Annotated in this window: 8 protein-coding genes; 2 read left to right on the top strand and 6 right to left on the bottom strand. The window is 52.5% G+C overall.

Annotated elements, in window-relative coordinates:
• From JMI88_RS25435 to JMI88_RS25455, 5 genes are all read right to left on the bottom strand, one after another.
• Nucleotides 1–816, bottom strand: an 816-nt coding sequence (locus JMI88_RS25435; protein ID WP_201364769.1) for a hypothetical protein, incomplete at its 3' end; no start/stop codon positions are given.
• Nucleotides 817–1,008: 192 nt separating this feature from the next.
• Nucleotides 1,009–3,102: a serine/threonine-protein kinase gene (locus tag JMI88_RS25440; RefSeq protein ID WP_201364770.1), complete on the bottom strand. Its 2,094-nt coding sequence runs from the start codon at nucleotides 3,100–3,102 to the stop codon at nucleotides 1,009–1,011.
• 113 nt (nucleotides 3,103–3,215) lie between these two features.
• Nucleotides 3,216–5,579: a serine/threonine protein kinase gene (locus JMI88_RS25445; protein WP_201364771.1), complete on the bottom strand. Its 2,364-nt coding sequence runs from the start codon at nucleotides 5,577–5,579 to the stop codon at nucleotides 3,216–3,218.
• A gap of 713 nt (nucleotides 5,580–6,292) precedes the next feature.
• Nucleotides 6,293–8,992 carry a DEAD/DEAH box helicase gene (locus JMI88_RS25450; protein ID WP_201364772.1) on the bottom strand — a complete coding sequence of 900 codons (2,700 nt, stop codon included), beginning with the start codon at nucleotides 8,990–8,992 and terminating at the stop codon, nucleotides 6,293–6,295.
• An 86-nt stretch (nucleotides 8,993–9,078) separates the two neighbouring features.
• On the bottom strand, nucleotides 9,079–10,050 hold the full coding sequence (locus JMI88_RS25455) for a threonine ammonia-lyase (protein WP_201364773.1): 972 nt from the start codon (nucleotides 10,048–10,050) through the stop codon (nucleotides 9,079–9,081).
• 606 nt (nucleotides 10,051–10,656) lie between these two features.
• On the opposite strand from JMI88_RS25455, the gene JMI88_RS25460 reads away from it, so the two are divergent.
• Both JMI88_RS25460 and JMI88_RS25465 read left to right on the top strand, forming a co-directional pair.
• Nucleotides 10,657–12,024, top strand: coding sequence for a glycine--tRNA ligase (locus JMI88_RS25460; RefSeq protein ID WP_201364774.1), 1,368 nt, complete (start codon nucleotides 10,657–10,659; stop codon nucleotides 12,022–12,024).
• A 321-nt stretch (nucleotides 12,025–12,345) separates the two neighbouring features.
• Complete coding sequence (locus JMI88_RS25465; protein WP_201364775.1) at nucleotides 12,346–13,359, top strand: endonuclease/exonuclease/phosphatase family protein; 1,014 nt, start codon at nucleotides 12,346–12,348, stop codon at nucleotides 13,357–13,359.
• Nucleotides 13,360–13,734: 375 nt separating this feature from the next.
• On the opposite strand, the gene JMI88_RS25470 is transcribed toward JMI88_RS25465, so the two are convergent.
• Nucleotides 13,735–16,374, bottom strand: coding sequence for a protein kinase domain-containing protein (locus JMI88_RS25470; RefSeq protein ID WP_201364776.1), 2,640 nt, complete (start codon nucleotides 16,372–16,374; stop codon nucleotides 13,735–13,737).
• Nucleotides 16,375–16,412 lie beyond the last annotated feature (38 nt).

A 16,412-nucleotide genomic window follows, 5' to 3' on the forward strand; every position in this document is an offset into this window, starting at 1 on the left:
GCCCGGTTTGCCGGGGATGGGAATGCGTACGACTTTGACGGCCTGGTTGAGTTTGAGCATACCTGTGTCGCCGCTATATTCGCCCGCTGGATGCATCAGGGTGCCTGTGTTGCCAAGAGCACCAGTTGGGCTGGGCACGAGACTCAGGTTTTGGGTAGCGTCGGAATGCATGCCACTGTTGCCGAGGGCACCAGTCGGACTCCTAAACGTGCCGCTATTGCCAAGGTTCCTGGTGGCGTTAGGATGCATACCACTGGGCGAACCATTAACAGGTGGGTTGGGGCCTGTCTGTATGTTGTTCGCTGGCGTGCCCGCATTGCCCCACTGCTGATTATTGTTCCTGGGGAACATTGGATTATTGAACAGTGAAGAGCCATGGCCTAATTGGCCGCTGGGTGTCCGCTGTGCAGGTTGAGCCGGTGATGAGTGAAAGCCCTGTGCACCTGCTTCATTCCATGGCTGCTGGGCATCCTGAAAGGCCTGCGTCGCCATCTCGTTCCAGGACGATTGCTGTGGTGTTGCAGATAATCCTGGATTGTTCCAGGGCTGCTGCGGTGGCATAAAGGATTGCTGTCCATTTGTTCCCCACGACTGCTGTGACGGGGCAAATGATTGCTCCCCATTATTTACTGCATTATCTGCAGAAAAAGAAGTGTGCATGGGTCCTGTATTTTGCTGCCGCAAACCACGCAGGCTTGTTTTGTGTCCCAGACGGCCATTTGGATTGGCCGACTTTGTATTTTCAGATGGCTCTGTTTCTCGCTCTCCCATCTTTGGGAAAAACGGCGAGTTAAAAGGTCCTTGTTGGTTATTCATAATCTCTCACCGGTAGTAATGGCGTATGTTAACAGTAAATAAAGAAGGTTGCCTTTACATCAACCACTGATTCAGTGGTGATTGGGATATTGTTTATGGTCGTTCCTGTCTGGTTCATCCATTTCCCTGGCATTTGCTTCATTCTGATACTTTATGGCATTTGCTGTCATACAAAAGTAGTTAACTCGCTGGTCAGTAATAGTCTGGTTGTTTAGACCACTGTTGTGTCTTCGTGTATGCGCTCTCACTTTTGAGATCGACTGCTGATGAGCAATCCTGTTCAACTCCTTGCATCCAGTTGTGAATGGGTACATTTAAAGGGTCGCTCAACGGGATAGTTGTCTCAGCCGTGGCTGCGGACCATGTGTTGACGTACGCGGTCACTGCGAACGTACTGTTGTTTGACGATCTGTGATTGCCTGATGCTGGTGTGCTGAAAACTGACTGCATAAAAGTGTATATGATTGATCCTAGAACCAATAGAATGACCACAATGGCCAGCAATGCGGTTTTCTTATAAGTTTTAATCAACGTCGCCAGAGCATCCTGCTGAGAGAGCAATGATCGCGCTTCGGTCAATTTTTGCTTTGCCACCTGAGAGAGCAATGATCGCGCTTCGGTCAATTTTTGCTTTGCCGCTTCCTGTTGATCTGCTAAGAGTGTTCTGGCCTGGCCATGTGTTTTTTCAGGCAACCGGGCCAGCTCATCAGTTGTTGTGGTCCCTATCTGCATACCCGTAACGAGACCGAAGTTCCGTGTAATCCTTTTATTGCCCGCCTCGGATTGACTCTGATCTGGATTGACTGCCAATAGAGGCTGTGGTAGCGTTGGCGCTGTATTCTCAAACTCGCCAGGTTTGCTTGCTCCCTTGTGCAGTTCACGCAGGTTTGTTTTATGCCCCAGCTTTAGACGCGGCGGCATAAACATCTTTCTGGCGTTGGCCCCGATACCATTTTCAGCTTTTCTATCTGCGTATAGGGCAGGTCGTATGTGTTCTGCCACCGGCGGCAAGGGTGTGTGCCGGGGCGAGGATCGCTGGCTGCCCTGCCGGGTTTCCGTTCCAATGGTTGGTGGCAGTGGTGTCAGGCCTCGGTTTGGTGTTTCTGGAACCCCTTCGGTTTGGAGCAGTGAGTCATCACCTGGCAATGCCGCTGGCTGAGCACTAGCTGAAATATCGGCCTCGGTAAAAATGCCAGAGAATGATGGTAACGTCATTCTGGTCTGGGCCACAATATCACGGCGCGCAGTGAGTGACTGGGCGGCTTTTGCAACTGTCTCCTGGGGCGCCTGTTGTATTAATCCTGGTACGGCCTTCATCTGCTCCTGTTGAGGAGTAGCGGCGGCAGGTATTGGACTTTGCCAGACCGGATCAAAGAGTCCACGGCGGCGATTGCCGGCTTCCGCTGATCCGTCGACCTGTACGCCGGCCGCTTCCAGGGCTAGCCGGAAGGCGCTGGCGAGATCGCGTGTCCGCAGATAGCGATCGGCCGGACTTTTAGCCAGGGCGCGCAAAATAACCTGTTCAGCGGCAGGCGGTAAATCAGGGCGATACATCCTGGGTAGCGGTGGTGGCGTATGTAGATGCTGAAGAGCTACCTTCATCGGCGTTTCGCCTTGAAATGGCGGCGTACCCGCTACCATGTGATAAAGTAAAACGCCCAGGGAATAGATATCCGCACGCGCATCCACCACTCCACCCACTACTTGCTCGGGGGCCATGTAGTCTGGCGTCCCCATTGGCATGCCAACCTCGGAAAGCGGATTTTGACTCCTCTGCTTCCCATCTGTAATGATTTTGACCAGGCCGAAATCGGTAAGCAGGAGGCGTTTTTCTGGCGTCATTAAGATATTGGCTGGTTTGATATCGCGGTGAACAACTTTGTGCTCATGCGCAAAATCCAGGGCAGCCGCCATCTGTTCCAGATAGCTCACCACTCGCGTCAACGGTAATCTGCCTTCTGTATCCAATTCATCACGTAATGTTCCACCACTGATATAGGGCATGACAAGATACGCCAACCCATCTAATTCACCATACTCATGGACTGGTGTAATATTCGGATGTTCTAACGAAGCCGCCGCATCGGTTTCTCGCCTGAAGCGTTCCAGAAATGCTTTATGTTGCTGCGGTTTGAGAGTCGTAATGGGTAGAAGAACTTTGACCGCAACCTGGCGGCGCGGACGAGACTGCTGAGCCAGATAAACTGCTCCCATCCCACCCCGTCCAATCACCTTTTGTAGCGTACAGGTGCCAAGCACCTTGCCGCATAACTCTTCTGCGTTCATGAAACTTTACCCCTTTGCCGACCAAAGCTGGCTATTTGGTGTGACTGATCAAAACACCGTCCCAGAGGCTGTCCCCTTTCTGTGAGGTTACAAGACAGTTATAATAGATGGTGTTAATTACTCGTAAGCAAGAGATTTTTAAAGGCTACTTCAGTGCCATCTTTGTTGACGATCATACCCACGGTACCATTTTTATAGGCTCCATCCTGGAAGACTTTAGCTAATTTTTTGCCATTGACGGTGACCGTAAATTTATCACCATTCATCGCGATCGCGATGGTATTGGCCTGTTTGCCCTGGTGGAATTCATTCCCAGTTGGCAATGTGCCGTTTTTTATCTGTGTCCAGGGATCTGGCTGGCTATCGTCATAGCGCCAGAACTGGTACTCTTTCCCTTTTACGTTCACTACTTCAAAGGTATAAAAAGTCGTGTTGAGTTTGCCATTCTTTTGCTGCTGATTAAAGCGCAGGATCATGCCAAAGGTGTTGTTTGGATTATTATCATCACCTTTGATTTCTTGCATGGTTAATTGATACGTCAGCGGGCCATCAAATGTTTTTTGTGGCAGGATGACGCCGTTGCCTTTAGTCCCTTGTACTGAAATATGATATGCGCCATCTTTGAAGGCATAGAGATTGGCGGGCTGGGTGCGCCAGCCGTTGATATTTTTGTTCAGTGGATCGGAAAGCAGCACATTGGTGTTCGCGGCGGCAGGATCATCGCTGGCGGTTGTATTGCCTGAGGCTACCGTGGTCTGTTGCTGGTTATTCTGTGCGTTATGCTGATTTTGTGAGAACCAGAGCCATCCGGCTATGGAAGCCAGAATCACACATATAATGACCAGTGCAATGATGTTTTTCATCCATGGCTTTAGCCCTTGTTTGGCTACCACCGGCTCTGCCGGCTCTTCTGGTTGTCTTTCAAAAGGTAAGATGCCAGTGATATAGTGTCCAGGCTGGCCAGCGACCGGGACCTTCACTACTTTGACCGGTTCATTTAGTTTGAGTGTACCCGTCGAGCCATTTTGTACTGGTGAGATCAGAGTGCCGGTTGGCGTTTTAGGAAAGGCCTGACCCTGAGGCAGGTTATTGGGTGTCTGGGGAGGCTCTTTACCCCAGGCTGCGTGCGGTCCGCTGCCCGTTGCCGCGGTGGCCTGACTTTTGTCGATCGTGGGCATCATACCCGTTCCGACCTGCGGAAATTGACCCGTTTTTGAGAGCAAGCCGTTGCCAGTAGCTCTGGGCGCGCTCACTGAGCCAGGTGCCCCCACCGAGGGTATGGCACCTGAACCTGCCCGCGGAAATTGACCGGCTTTTGAGAGCAGACCACCAGTTGGCTGTTTGCTACTTTCCACGGGCATCATACCAGTGCGACGCAGTAATCCACTGCTCTGGTGCGGTTGCATATGTTCCGCGACTGGCTGCCGGGGAGCCGGATTGATCGCAGACTGATTGAAAAAGCCACCCGTTGGGTTGGCCTGTACATCTGCTTTCGTCACTTTAGGCATCGAAGCCGTCTGGCGCATAGGATCAAACTGCCCTTTGGGAATAGCCAGGCGTGATGCGGTCGAACCGCTCAACAGGCCAGCCCATGTCTGTTCGGGATCAAGCTGGATACCTGAATTGATGACGGCTGAACGAAATGCCCTGGCCATGTCCTGGGCGCGCATATAGCGATCTCCAGGGCGTTTAGCCATCGCGCGGAGCACCACCTGTTCCGCCGCGATAGGCAGATCCGGGCGTAGCATCTGTGGCGAAGGAGGTGGTATCTGCAAATGCTGTGCTGCAATCTGCATAGGCGTCTCGCCCTGGAAGGGGGTTGTCCCGGTAAGCATCTGGAAGAGTATAACTCCCAGCGAGTAAAGGTCGGCACGGGTATCTACCTCTTCACCAATAACCTGTTCCGGGGCCATGTAGTCTGGTGTGCCAACGGGTGCCCCTGCGCCGGTCAGGCGTGCTTGCGGCGTCTGCCCCTCGGCAATAATTTTGACGAGACCAAAATCGGACAGTAAGAGACGACCATCGTTGGTGACCATGATGTTGGCTGGCTTGATATCGCGGTGGATTACGCCATGTTCGTGAGCAAAGTCGAGGGCAGCAGCAAGTTGTTCTAAATAATTGACGGTACGTTGTAACGTCAAAGGCCCTTCGCGTTCCAACTCGTCGCGCAGGGTACCTCCAGACACATAGGGCATTACCAGATACGCAAGGCCACCCTGTTCTCCATATTCATGCACAGGCATAATATTCGGGTGCTCCAGCGAGGCTGCAGCATCAGTTTCGCGGCGAAAACGTTCCAGGAACGCGGCCAGCTGATTGGCATTCAATCGTGTTATCGGTAGAAGTACTTTTACCGCAACCTGACGCCGGGGCCGGGACTGTTGGGCGAGGAACACGGCTCCCATGCCTCCCTGTCCCACCAGCTTTTGGAGTGTGCATGTGCCCAATGCCCTTCCAATCAATGCTTCTGCGTTCATCAAAACTCTACCCCTCTATTACAACTGGCGCTCACTTTGCCAGCCGATACTAAGCTTAACCTTTTCACCCCGCCTTCCCGACATACTTGTACCTTTGTACATATTAGTCAACTTCCATGCGTCTGACAATGAAATGGCAGGGCAAGCATGACCAAAGTAATGCCTATTACTGCGTCAATTTGTGCTTTCGTGCTACTTAGTAGTATTGGATTACATGCAGAATTGTTAGTCTCGCCAGGGATGTAAGACATGTAAACTGTTTCAGTGGATTTCAAGTTGCTGCTGATTGTGCGCGCATGAGCGAGGGGAGTGGCTGGCACCAGCGCCAGCCCGGAGGCGCTGGTGCCTTACAGGTATAGGTTTTTTCAGGGGCAAAGCCCCTGAGGCCCCCTAATGCCGCCCTGCGGACGGCCCGGGGAGAGAAGGAGAGGGGCCGGGGTCGTCCGTAGGTTCGGCCCTTGCGGCCAATACTTTCAACTTAAGAGCCCAAAGCATTGCTTATCGCGTCGATGTGAGCTCAAATGCGCCAGATGTAACGTCTTCATTTTGCTAAAGTTGAAAGTATTGGCCCTTGCGGCCGATTGTGCCTCGCCGGGCGAAAATGTACCCGTAGGCTCGGCCCTTGCGGCCGATTGCCCTTTCCTCCACGTCAATGCCACATCAAACACGATCTGGTTGCCCAGAAATCGGCCACAAGGCCGATTTCTCGCCTGTTAGAGGTCGCCGACAAAGGTGTCCGCGTCTGCGAGCCCCCGCGGGTCGCGATCCTCTTCTGCATCCAGTGGAATCTCTTCGGCTCCTATCTGGACTGCCATTGAGGGGACGGTGCGACTCTGGGCGATAATACCGTGGAGCAGCGATGCTGAAGCCTGGGCCAGCAAGGGGCGCAGACGCTCCATGTGCTCGCGCTGTTGCTGAAGTTGCTCATTTCGCTTCTGCTCATAGTTAGATGTATTGCTCTCACTATAGATGCCCTCGACCATGACCGGCGAGGTTTGCTCCCAGATATCACGGCTGTCCAATACCTGTCCGACCGCAGATTGTAACTGCTGAATGAGATCGATTGTCTGGTTGAGCAACATCATGATGTCGCCTTCGGCCAGGTCGATGCGCTTCATCAGACCACTGAGTGTCATGTTGCGGGCCCAGGAGAGGGCGAGGCCATGAAATTCGGGAACAAATCCGGGTGTGAAGCTGATTCCGGCACGTTCCTCAACGCCTCGTACGTGCTGAATGATATGCCAGAGCTCACGGCGTACCTGGATTAAGCGCGCGTGCATGACATGCCGATTATTCAAGCGTCGATCGTTGTCATACGTGAACCAGCTACATACCTCTGCCAGTTCGGCTGCCGAAAGCTCATCCAGGTGTCCGCTGGTAATCAACTCGACCAGAACGATGCCAGCGGGATGGAATATGTTGCGCAGCAGCCGACCTTTGAGAGTTAGCCGCTCATCCTGGCTAATGTGCCCCATGGCGCGCAGTGCAAAGATTGTCCCGTCCAGTTCGGCGGCACCGGCACGGCTGAGTGGGAAGGCCCCGATTTTCTCGCGCCGTCTCTCCAGCGCACGCTCCGCCTCAACAGAAGCCGCTCCTTTTTTCTTCTTGCCCGATTTGCTGGCCTTCTGATAGCGTTTTTCCAGGCGTTGTAGTTCATTGATCTCCCATAACAGGTAACGCTGGAACTCGCGCAGACTGGAGGCACAGATGCGGCGCAGATGCTGGATATCGTTGGATCGCCAGAGATTGAGCACCGAATTGTAGCGGATCACAAATGAACTGGTAACAGGTAACATGTCACCGGTAATTTTCTGGAAAGATGACTCAAATGGTTCCCAGGGTGAATAAGGAATAATCGCCGCACCGCGTGTATCCATGCCACGGCGACCAGCGCGGCCGGTTAGCTGGCGATACTCGTTGGGCGTTAGCAGCCGCATTTCCTGGCCATCAAATTTGCTCAGGCTTCCCACGATGACCGAGCGCGCAGGCATATTGATGCCCAGCGCCAGCGTATCGGTAGCGAAAACTGCACGCAGCTGTCCACGAGCAAACAGTGTTTCCACCAGCACTTTGAGCCCCGGCAACAAGCCAGCGTGGTGGAAGGCCAGACCACGTGGTAGTAGATTGAGCAGGGCGTGTACCTGTTGCAGGTTGCGATCTTCTTTAGGAAGGTGCTCCAGCCAGATGCTCGTTTCTTCACGAATTAAGGCTTCTTCTTCAGGTGTCGTAAAGTTGTGCAAAGCTGCGCTCATGGCAGCTTCTTCAACTACGCGTCGACCCGGGAGAAAGTAGAGGCAAGGCAACATGTCGTTATCGCGTAGAACCGTAAGGATCTCGCCCGGTTCGGGCGCTTTACGCTGCTGCGGACGGCGCCCACGCGGTTTCTCCTGGTGCGCCACGTCTCCATTTGTCTGTGCTTCACCGCTGGTGCTGGCCTGTGGCCTGCTTTCAGCGCGCTCAACCGTCGGACTGGATGCCTCTTTCACGGCCGCGCGTGGTCGTGAGCGCAGGCGTTCGCGCTCTTTGCGCGAGATACGATGATCCTGTGGTCGCGGCGCACGATTGCGACGACGGCGCTCTTCCCAGATATCGATCTCTAAGTCGCCATCCTCATCCTCATCCGTATCCTCATTTTCATCCTCAAACGTAAAGACACGGTTGCGGCCCAGCATTTGCGCCAGCTTGGCCTCGCCACCTGTGTGAGGAAACTTCTCAACCCGATTGCCATCCGCATCCTGTACCAGGTGCAGTTTGCCATCCAGGAAATAATAGTGTTCCAGTGGGACTGCGCGCTGCTCATGGGTGACAAGCGAGATCGGACGATGGACGCGACTGACCCAGCTAGCCAGGTCTTCGGCGTTGCTGACCGTGGCCGAGAGGCCAACGAGTTGGACATGAGGAGGGGAACAGACGATGGCTTCTTCCCATACCGGGCCGCGCCCTACGTCACTTAGATAGTGTAGCTCGTCAAAAACGACATAGCCTACATCCGCCAGAGTCGAAGGGCCGCTGCTGGCTCCGATATCGCCCCCTTCTTCAAGGAGCATATTACGATAGACCTCGGTTGTCATAATAACAATCGGGGCACGACTGCGCTCAACGATATCGCCGGTTACCAGGCCTACTGCGTCTGCACCATACACCTCACGCAGATCGCGATACTTTTGATTCGAGAGGGCTTTTAAAGGAGTCGTATAGATGACTCGCTGTTTCTTTTGTTGTGCACGCCAGATGGCGTACTCTGCTACAAGGGTCTTGCCTGTCCCTGTAGGTGCCGCAACGAGCACGGATTGTCCGTGCGCGAGCTGATCAATCGCTTCCAGTTGAAATGTGTCAATTGGAAATGTATAACGCGCGGCAAAGGCTTGTATATCAGCCTGTGGGTCGTGCTCGGTCACCACGTATTCTTCCATCTCTTCTTCAATTCATTGCCGACTATTTTTCGCACTATTGTAACACCTCTCTGTGGCCTCTACAAGGTAGCGGATGTCCATACAAGTCAATCAACCTGATCTAGCGCTTGTTTCAGGTGCGCCAGTGAAGTATTGCCACCGGAACAGACAATAGCGACCTTTTTGCCTGCCAGTTCTGCACGCAATTTGTATGCGGCCGCCAGCGTCGAGGCTGCCGCTGCTTCGGCCAGGGTATGCGCTTTCTCGATCATCCAAACCATCGCTTGGGCGATTTCTGCTTCACTCACTAACAGAAAGTCATCCAGATGTTCCCGCAGGATGGCCTGGGGAAGCTCAAAGCCCCGCCCTGTGGCCAGCCCTTCGGCAAAGGTCTGATTCTCGCATGTGACTATGGTGCCCTGGCGCCACGACTCGTAGGCTGCTGGCGAGGCCTGCGCCTGAACTCCAATCACCTGAATGTCGGGATTAATAGCCTTGGCGACGATGCAGGCACCGGCCGCTCCACTGCCTCCTCCTATTGGTACGATAATGCAGTCTATATTCGGTTCATCTTCGAGTATTTCCAGGGTACCAGTTGCGACGCCAGCAATAAGATAGGGTTCATTCCCAGAATGGATATAGCGGTATCCGTGCTGCCGGGTCAGTTCCTCGCAGTACTGTTTGGCCTGGTCAAAATTTGTGCCATGTGCAATGACTTGCGCCCCCATGCCTTTTATTGCTGCTACTTTGCCTGGATTGGCGCCTTCGGGTACAACGATGCGAGCTTGAACGCCAAAGAGCTGTGCCGCATAGGCCACCGATTGCCCATGATTGCCAGTTGAGGCCGAGATCACTCCGCTCCGCCGCTCTTCTGGACTGAGCTGTTGGAGCAGGTGGATACCACCGCGAACCTTAAAGGCTCCCACGGGTTGATAGTTTTCATGTTTGACGTACGTTGTGGTGCCCAGCAATTGATTAAGGGCTGGATAGCTATAGAGTGGCGTACGTGCCAGATATGGCCGGATAGAGCGCTGAGCGGAAAGCACATCTTGCAGGCCGGGAATCTGCATATCCTTCATCTTCTTTTCTCTTTTCTAAAAATGACCCATTTCCTAAATATAGATTATCGTTTATATTGCATGACTATGTGTCTGATTTGCATGCGCTTCCTGATCGCTGAGCATGCGCCCGTCCGCAAGGGAGCGGAATAAAAGAGGCATAAATTTTTGTTGTATATGGTAGTTTGTATCTCTTGCGAGTCACTATATACTGGCATTAGTATAGCGCAAAAAGTGTTATTGTTGTGGATTTTCTCACTTATTCTCAAGCAGGCCCAAGACGGCCGTTTGGGTGGTGTTACTTGCAACTTGCATAGTTCTCCGCTATACTAATCCTCATACAATACAATATCGAAACAATATCGAATGCCTTCCAGTGTTGAGGAAGAAGAGTAATCTGTACTAGATAACAGCGAGCCGGCGATTGGTGTGAGGTCGGCAATCTCAGGCAGGTGAAGGGCGCTTCTGAGTTGGATGCATTGAGAATGAGTGGCTTCACTGTTCTAGTGAAGAAGCAGGGTGGGACCGCGCATGTCGCTGTAAAACATAGTTGCCCCAGGCCTATGTTGGCACATTCGTCCCTGGGCTATAGATGCCTGGGGCTTTTTTTTGCGGAGGAAACCACTCATGACACAAGTTGAAAATCAGCCGGAGGTAAAAGATACCCCTCTGGTCCCTATTGAAAAAATTGTCTCCTTGTCTAAACGCCGCGGCTTTGTTTTTCCCAATTCCGAAATTTATGGCGGCGTGGCGGGCTTCTACGATTTTGGTCCTCTTGGCGTCGAGTTGCGCAACAATATCAAGCGCTACTGGTGGTGGTCAATGGTCCAGAATCATGATAACGTTGTCGGCATTGATGGTGCCACCATCACTCATCCTCGTGTCTGGGAGGCCAGTGGCCACGTTGAGAATTTTGTGGATCGCCTGGTCGATTGTAAAAAATGTAAGCGCCGTTTCCGCACCGATCACCTGGAGCCAGAGAATCTGGAGCAGCATAAGTGTCCCGTCTGTGGTGGCGAATTGACCTCGGAGCCCCGTGTCTTTAATCTACTGATGGAGACCTACCTGGGTGTGGTTGAAGGCGATCGCATGAAGACCTACCTGCGCGGTGAGGCTTGCCAGAACATTTATCTGGATTTTGATAATGTGGTGAAGTCGTCGCGCGTCCAGGTTCCCTTCGGTATCTGCCAGATTGGTAAGGCTTATCGTAACGAGGTTACTCCTGGTAACTTCCTGTTTCGCCAGCGTGAGTTTGAGCAGTGGGACCTCCAGTTCTTTGTTCACCCCAGCGAGATGGACAAGTGGTATGAGTACTGGAAGAATTTCCGCTTCGAGTGGTACAAGGGCATTGTGAACCACAAGGATCGCCTGCGTTTCCGTGAGCATGCCAGCGACGAACTGGCCCACTATGCCAAAAAGGCCTTTGATGTGGAATATAAGACGGTGCTTGGTTGGCAGGAATGGGAAGGTATTCACTGGCGCCAGGACTGGGATCTCTCGCGCCATGCTGAGTACAGTGGCCAGGATTTGCGCTATACCGATCCGCTGACGAAGGAGCGCTATATACCCTGGATCGTTGAGACTTCCGGTGGTGTTGACCGTACCTTCTTGAATCTGTTGCTGGATGCTTATGAGGAAGAACCAGATCCAAATGGTAAAGAGCCTCGTACCGTACTCCGTCTGCATCCCTGGCTGGCTCCTGTGAAGGTTGCGGTGTTGCCTTTGCAGAAGAACAAAGAAGAACTGGTCTCAACCGCGCAGTCTATTCACCATAATCTGCGCCGCTATATGGTGTCGCAGTACGATGATGTGGCCAATATCGGGCGCCGCTATCGCCGTCAGGATGAAATTGGTACGCCATTCTGTGTGACCGTTGATTTCCAGACCCTGGATGATCAGACGGTTACCGTGCGTGAGCGCGATGGCATGACCCAGATCCGCCTGCCGATCAGCGAGTTGACCATGTACCTGTTGGATCGTGTCACCTGGAAGTAGTTGTTGTACTTCCAGAGGAAGCACCTCGCGTTCTACATACAGCAGATCGCGCGTAGGTACCTCAATCGGCCTGATAGAAATGTGCGTTTAACATATAGTGCATCTCTGTCGGGCCGCTTTTTGCGTTGTTGCCTTTTCATATCCATATATTCTTCTCACGAGTAACTCCCAAAGTCCTTGTGGTAATCGCTTTGTTTGTTCAATGTTGTATGCTAATCAGTGTAATAAACGAAAAATTACAACTTATTGAAATGGGCAGAACTGGCCTCAGCTGATATTATTATTGGAGGCTAGTTGTTTCTGATAAAAGGATCAAGTTCAATGACGCGTATCGTTTCATATAATATTCTTGCTGGCGGTTATAGCCTACGAGAAAAAGGTGCGAAAAGGACGGAGCAGCTATTAAAAATCATTCACTCGGCCGACCCAGATATCGTGGGATTGCCTGAGGCGCTTAATCCAATCAAGTTCGCAGGCCCGACGGTAGTTGAAGAGATGGCACAGGTGCTGGGTATGCAGCTGATCAAAGGCGGAGAGACCGGTAGTAGTCGCGATTATCAGACGGCTCTGATGACACGTTTGCCGATTATCTCTGTGAAAAATCATGCACGGCCCGGCATACTGGCACGTCCCCTGTTGGAAGTGTGTGTCGAAGAAAGCTCGGGCCAACAATTAACTATCTTTGTTATCCATTTATCGGCCGCGTTTAATCGCCGCTGGGCCGGCAATCACATCCGTATGCGTGAGGTGCGCGAGATCCTCCATATCCTGGCTCCATTCAGGGCCGAAGGCAAGCCGCACATATTGATAGGCGATTTTAATTCATTGGCGCCCAAAGACGCCTTTACAGCCAGCGCGCTGCTCAAATATGTTATGCGTATGGACACCAGGCGTAAAAACTTGACGCTCAATGATGGGCATCCGCATCTAAATTCTGTGGTACCTCCCAAATTGCGCTTCCTCAATCCTGTTTTACGTACGGTTGCGCATAGCGAGGTGCTTTGTAAATTATTTGACCTGGCCGCCTATTTCTATGCTCCACGTGGCACTATTCGACTCCTGACTGAACACTATATAGATTGTTTCCGCCACTTACATCCTCATGAGGACGGCTTTACCTGTCCGGCTGCTGCCCCGGCAGGCCGTATTGACTACATCTTCGCCGATCCCACGCTGGTCGAACGGTTGCAGATGTGTCGTGTCCTGGTTCGTGGCGAGGATGATTTTCTGGGCGAGCATGCCAGCGATCATCTGGCTGTCGCTGCCGAGTTTGGGTTGAGCGTGGCACCTCAGGTACCATCAACTCCTGTCGATAACGCTATCTCTCACTCCTGAGTTAGAAAATGCTTGAAATGCATGCGTTTCGCGCCTGCGGCCCCTGACGTGCCTTTACAGGTAGAGATTTTTTGTTGTTCTGCTGGCTGATGAGGGGAAACATGACATCGTCTCTTGAACATATTCACGCGTGAGCGAAAAAATCGGGCGCAAGGCCCGAACCTATAAATATCATTATTTTTGATGTGTTTCGATGGTCCATGCGATGGAACCTTCGCAAACATGATAATAATAGGTTCGGGCCTTGCGCCCGATTTTACCCTTGACGAGCGATACCGTTTCCTCGCAGAGAGGATATTCGAGCCCAGGTGCCATGATACAGGGGTGTCGCCCCAAAAAACCTACACTTGAAGGGCGTCAGCGCCTCCAGGCTGGCTATTTGACTGCCTGTAAATCCAGCGCTGCCAGGTATTGGACTTCAACATAGGTCTGGAGCGCACCTGCGGAACCAGGCGTTGGCTTGGGATTTGTGTCCGGTGGAATGGTACGTCCCGTATAGGCATAAGCCGCTAGTTGTTTCAATTGCAGGGCTGCACTGAGATTTTGATTGCCTGCGAGATTGTTGGTTTTTAAGAGCTGTACATCATTCTGGCGCATCTGTTGTAGCCACCCACGCAGATCTTGCAGACCGTTTTTGGCATTTTGAATGCGTTGCAATATGTTTGCATTATTGCCGGCAGACGCTTTCAATGTGTCCAGGTGCTTATCCAGGATATCCAGGTAACCCTGTTGTTTGGGTGAGGAGAGCAGGCCAATGGATGTATGGAGCTGTGGTGGGAGGGCAGCGGGTAGATCTCCACTCTCACGGGCATAGTTGGTGCCATCGATCATCTCAATCAGGCGGGTACTTTGCCGTTGGACCAGGCTATAATCTTTGGCTTGTTGCATCGAATCAACGATGCTGGCCGCCTTATCGTTCATGGATTTGACTGTTTCAAACATATTCACGATAACGGCGGACTTTGGTGGTAGCTCGGGTGTCGAGTAGAGAATATTTTTGATTTCTGCCAGCGTTGCGGCTGCGAAACTGGCCCGGTAGACGATCTGGTTGCCCGGTGTTTTGGGCGCTGACCCTGCAGGTTCGAGGGTGATTTGCATACCCAGAGTATGGGCCAGTAGATTAGAATGGTTGGCATCCCCTCCATACGTGAAATCTATCGCTTTGTTCTGGACTTGCAGTTCTCCCAGTGACACAAATGCCTGCGTATCCATTTGTAACCAGGCATAATAGCTTTTTCCCTGTGCTGGCGCGGCGATATGCTGCATGTTTAAGTGTAGCTGATCATTATGTCCCAGGGCATCATCCTGAAAGAAGAGTGTGCCTGGAACCTGCGTTAACCCGACGGGAGGAATGGTTGGCCGCGTGGCCTGGATTCCTGCTGCTTGTCCGACGTTGTTATGGGTGACTGCGTTGGTGATACCAATGGTGCCAATGATCATTGCAACCAGCAACACCAGCGCAATCGCGACGACATATTTATTTCTGTATACCGGCGCGGCTTTGGTCGGGGCTGTCGGTAGAGGTAATGGCGTCGGTGTTGGATTTGGTGTTTGCATATCAGACGCGGACAATGGTTGATACGGTCTGGCAGCCTCAGGCGCGGCTTGTGACGCCTGGAGATCAGGCAATGATGGCGTGGCTGGTAGCGCTTCCATGTGCGGCATCGAATTACTCCTCCCCATCGCTGATGCGCTATCCGCTGATATTTGCCGCGTCTGGAACAGTTGGTTATCAGGTTTAGATAACGGCCCCGATAAGGTGGATGGCCTGGGAAACTGTGGCTGGTCTGATTGTGTAGCAGGAACGAGGTGGGTGGGAGCCACCACCGGTCGTTGTACCGAGATTGGGCCTGTTACTGAGTACTTGTTGGTGGCTGAATGTTTATTGCTGGGTGTGACAGCAGATAAAGGTCCCGAGTTTGGGAAAACGGCAGACGCAGAAACATTGGGATTGGCATTGAGTGAAATTGGTTGTGCCTTTTCTGCCTGTGCCTGCTGGCGTGCCGAGAGATCCTGCAGGGGACGCATAGATATCGGCGATTCCGGCGTTAACGGCTGCGATACGCCTAGAATAGATTGTGTATTAGGCGGTGTTGTGTTGGCGGAGAGCTGCAATTGTAGTCTGCGCGCGGCTATCTGTTTTACCATCGGGTGGGTCGGCTGTACCGCGCAGGCCTCGGCAATGGCATATGCCAGCAGTGTGGCCTCCGGGAAACGCGTGGTTGGATCTTTGGCCAGGGCACGTAAAATTACCTGGGCCAGGGCTGGAGGAATATTGGCGTTGAGCAGGGTCGGAGGTGCCGGTAGCGCATTGATATGCTGGGACATAACGGCGAATGTATTATCTCCTCGGAATGGAACCGTACCCGTACACAGCTCGTACAGTATAATGCCCAGAGAATAAATATCGCTGGCTTTATTGGCCGGTTGGTTCTGGGCCTGTTCAGGAGATAAATAGTGGGGAGCGCTAAGGTAACTATCATTGCCTGCGATCTGCGTGATGCCGATGTCTGTGAGCATCGGCTCACCAGCGGCGAAACGGCTGCGCTGCTGCTTATGCAGCAAAATATTTGTTGGCTTGATATCACCATGCACAATATCTTGCTGATGAAGATAATCAATGGCAGCCCCCAGACAGGAAAAGAGATAGACGATGTCTGTGGTTGCCGGAAAGATACCGCGTTGCGCTGTTGCCTTGATGTAATCCTTGAGTGTATATCCTTCAATGTAGTCCATTGCAATGAAGGTAGCCGTCTCACGGGCCTCGTTTGAGCGCGAAACCGCGGCCGAGTAGACGCTGACCAGATTCTCGTGGCGCAACGTCGTCAGTACCTTGTTCCCACTAGTCAGGCGATGTAAAAAGTTTGGATCGGCTTGTAGATCACTGTGTAGTAGTTTGATGGCAATATCGCGACGTTGGGCAAAATCATGCGCCTTCCAGATCTCCCCTAAATGCCCGCTGCCGATGTGTTGCAACAGCTCATATTGTCCAATGCGGCGTGGCGATGTGCTCACGGCCCCCTCCTGTTCACCGATAAATGTGATCGGCAAAG

It is taken from the genome of Dictyobacter formicarum (assembly GCF_016587435.1).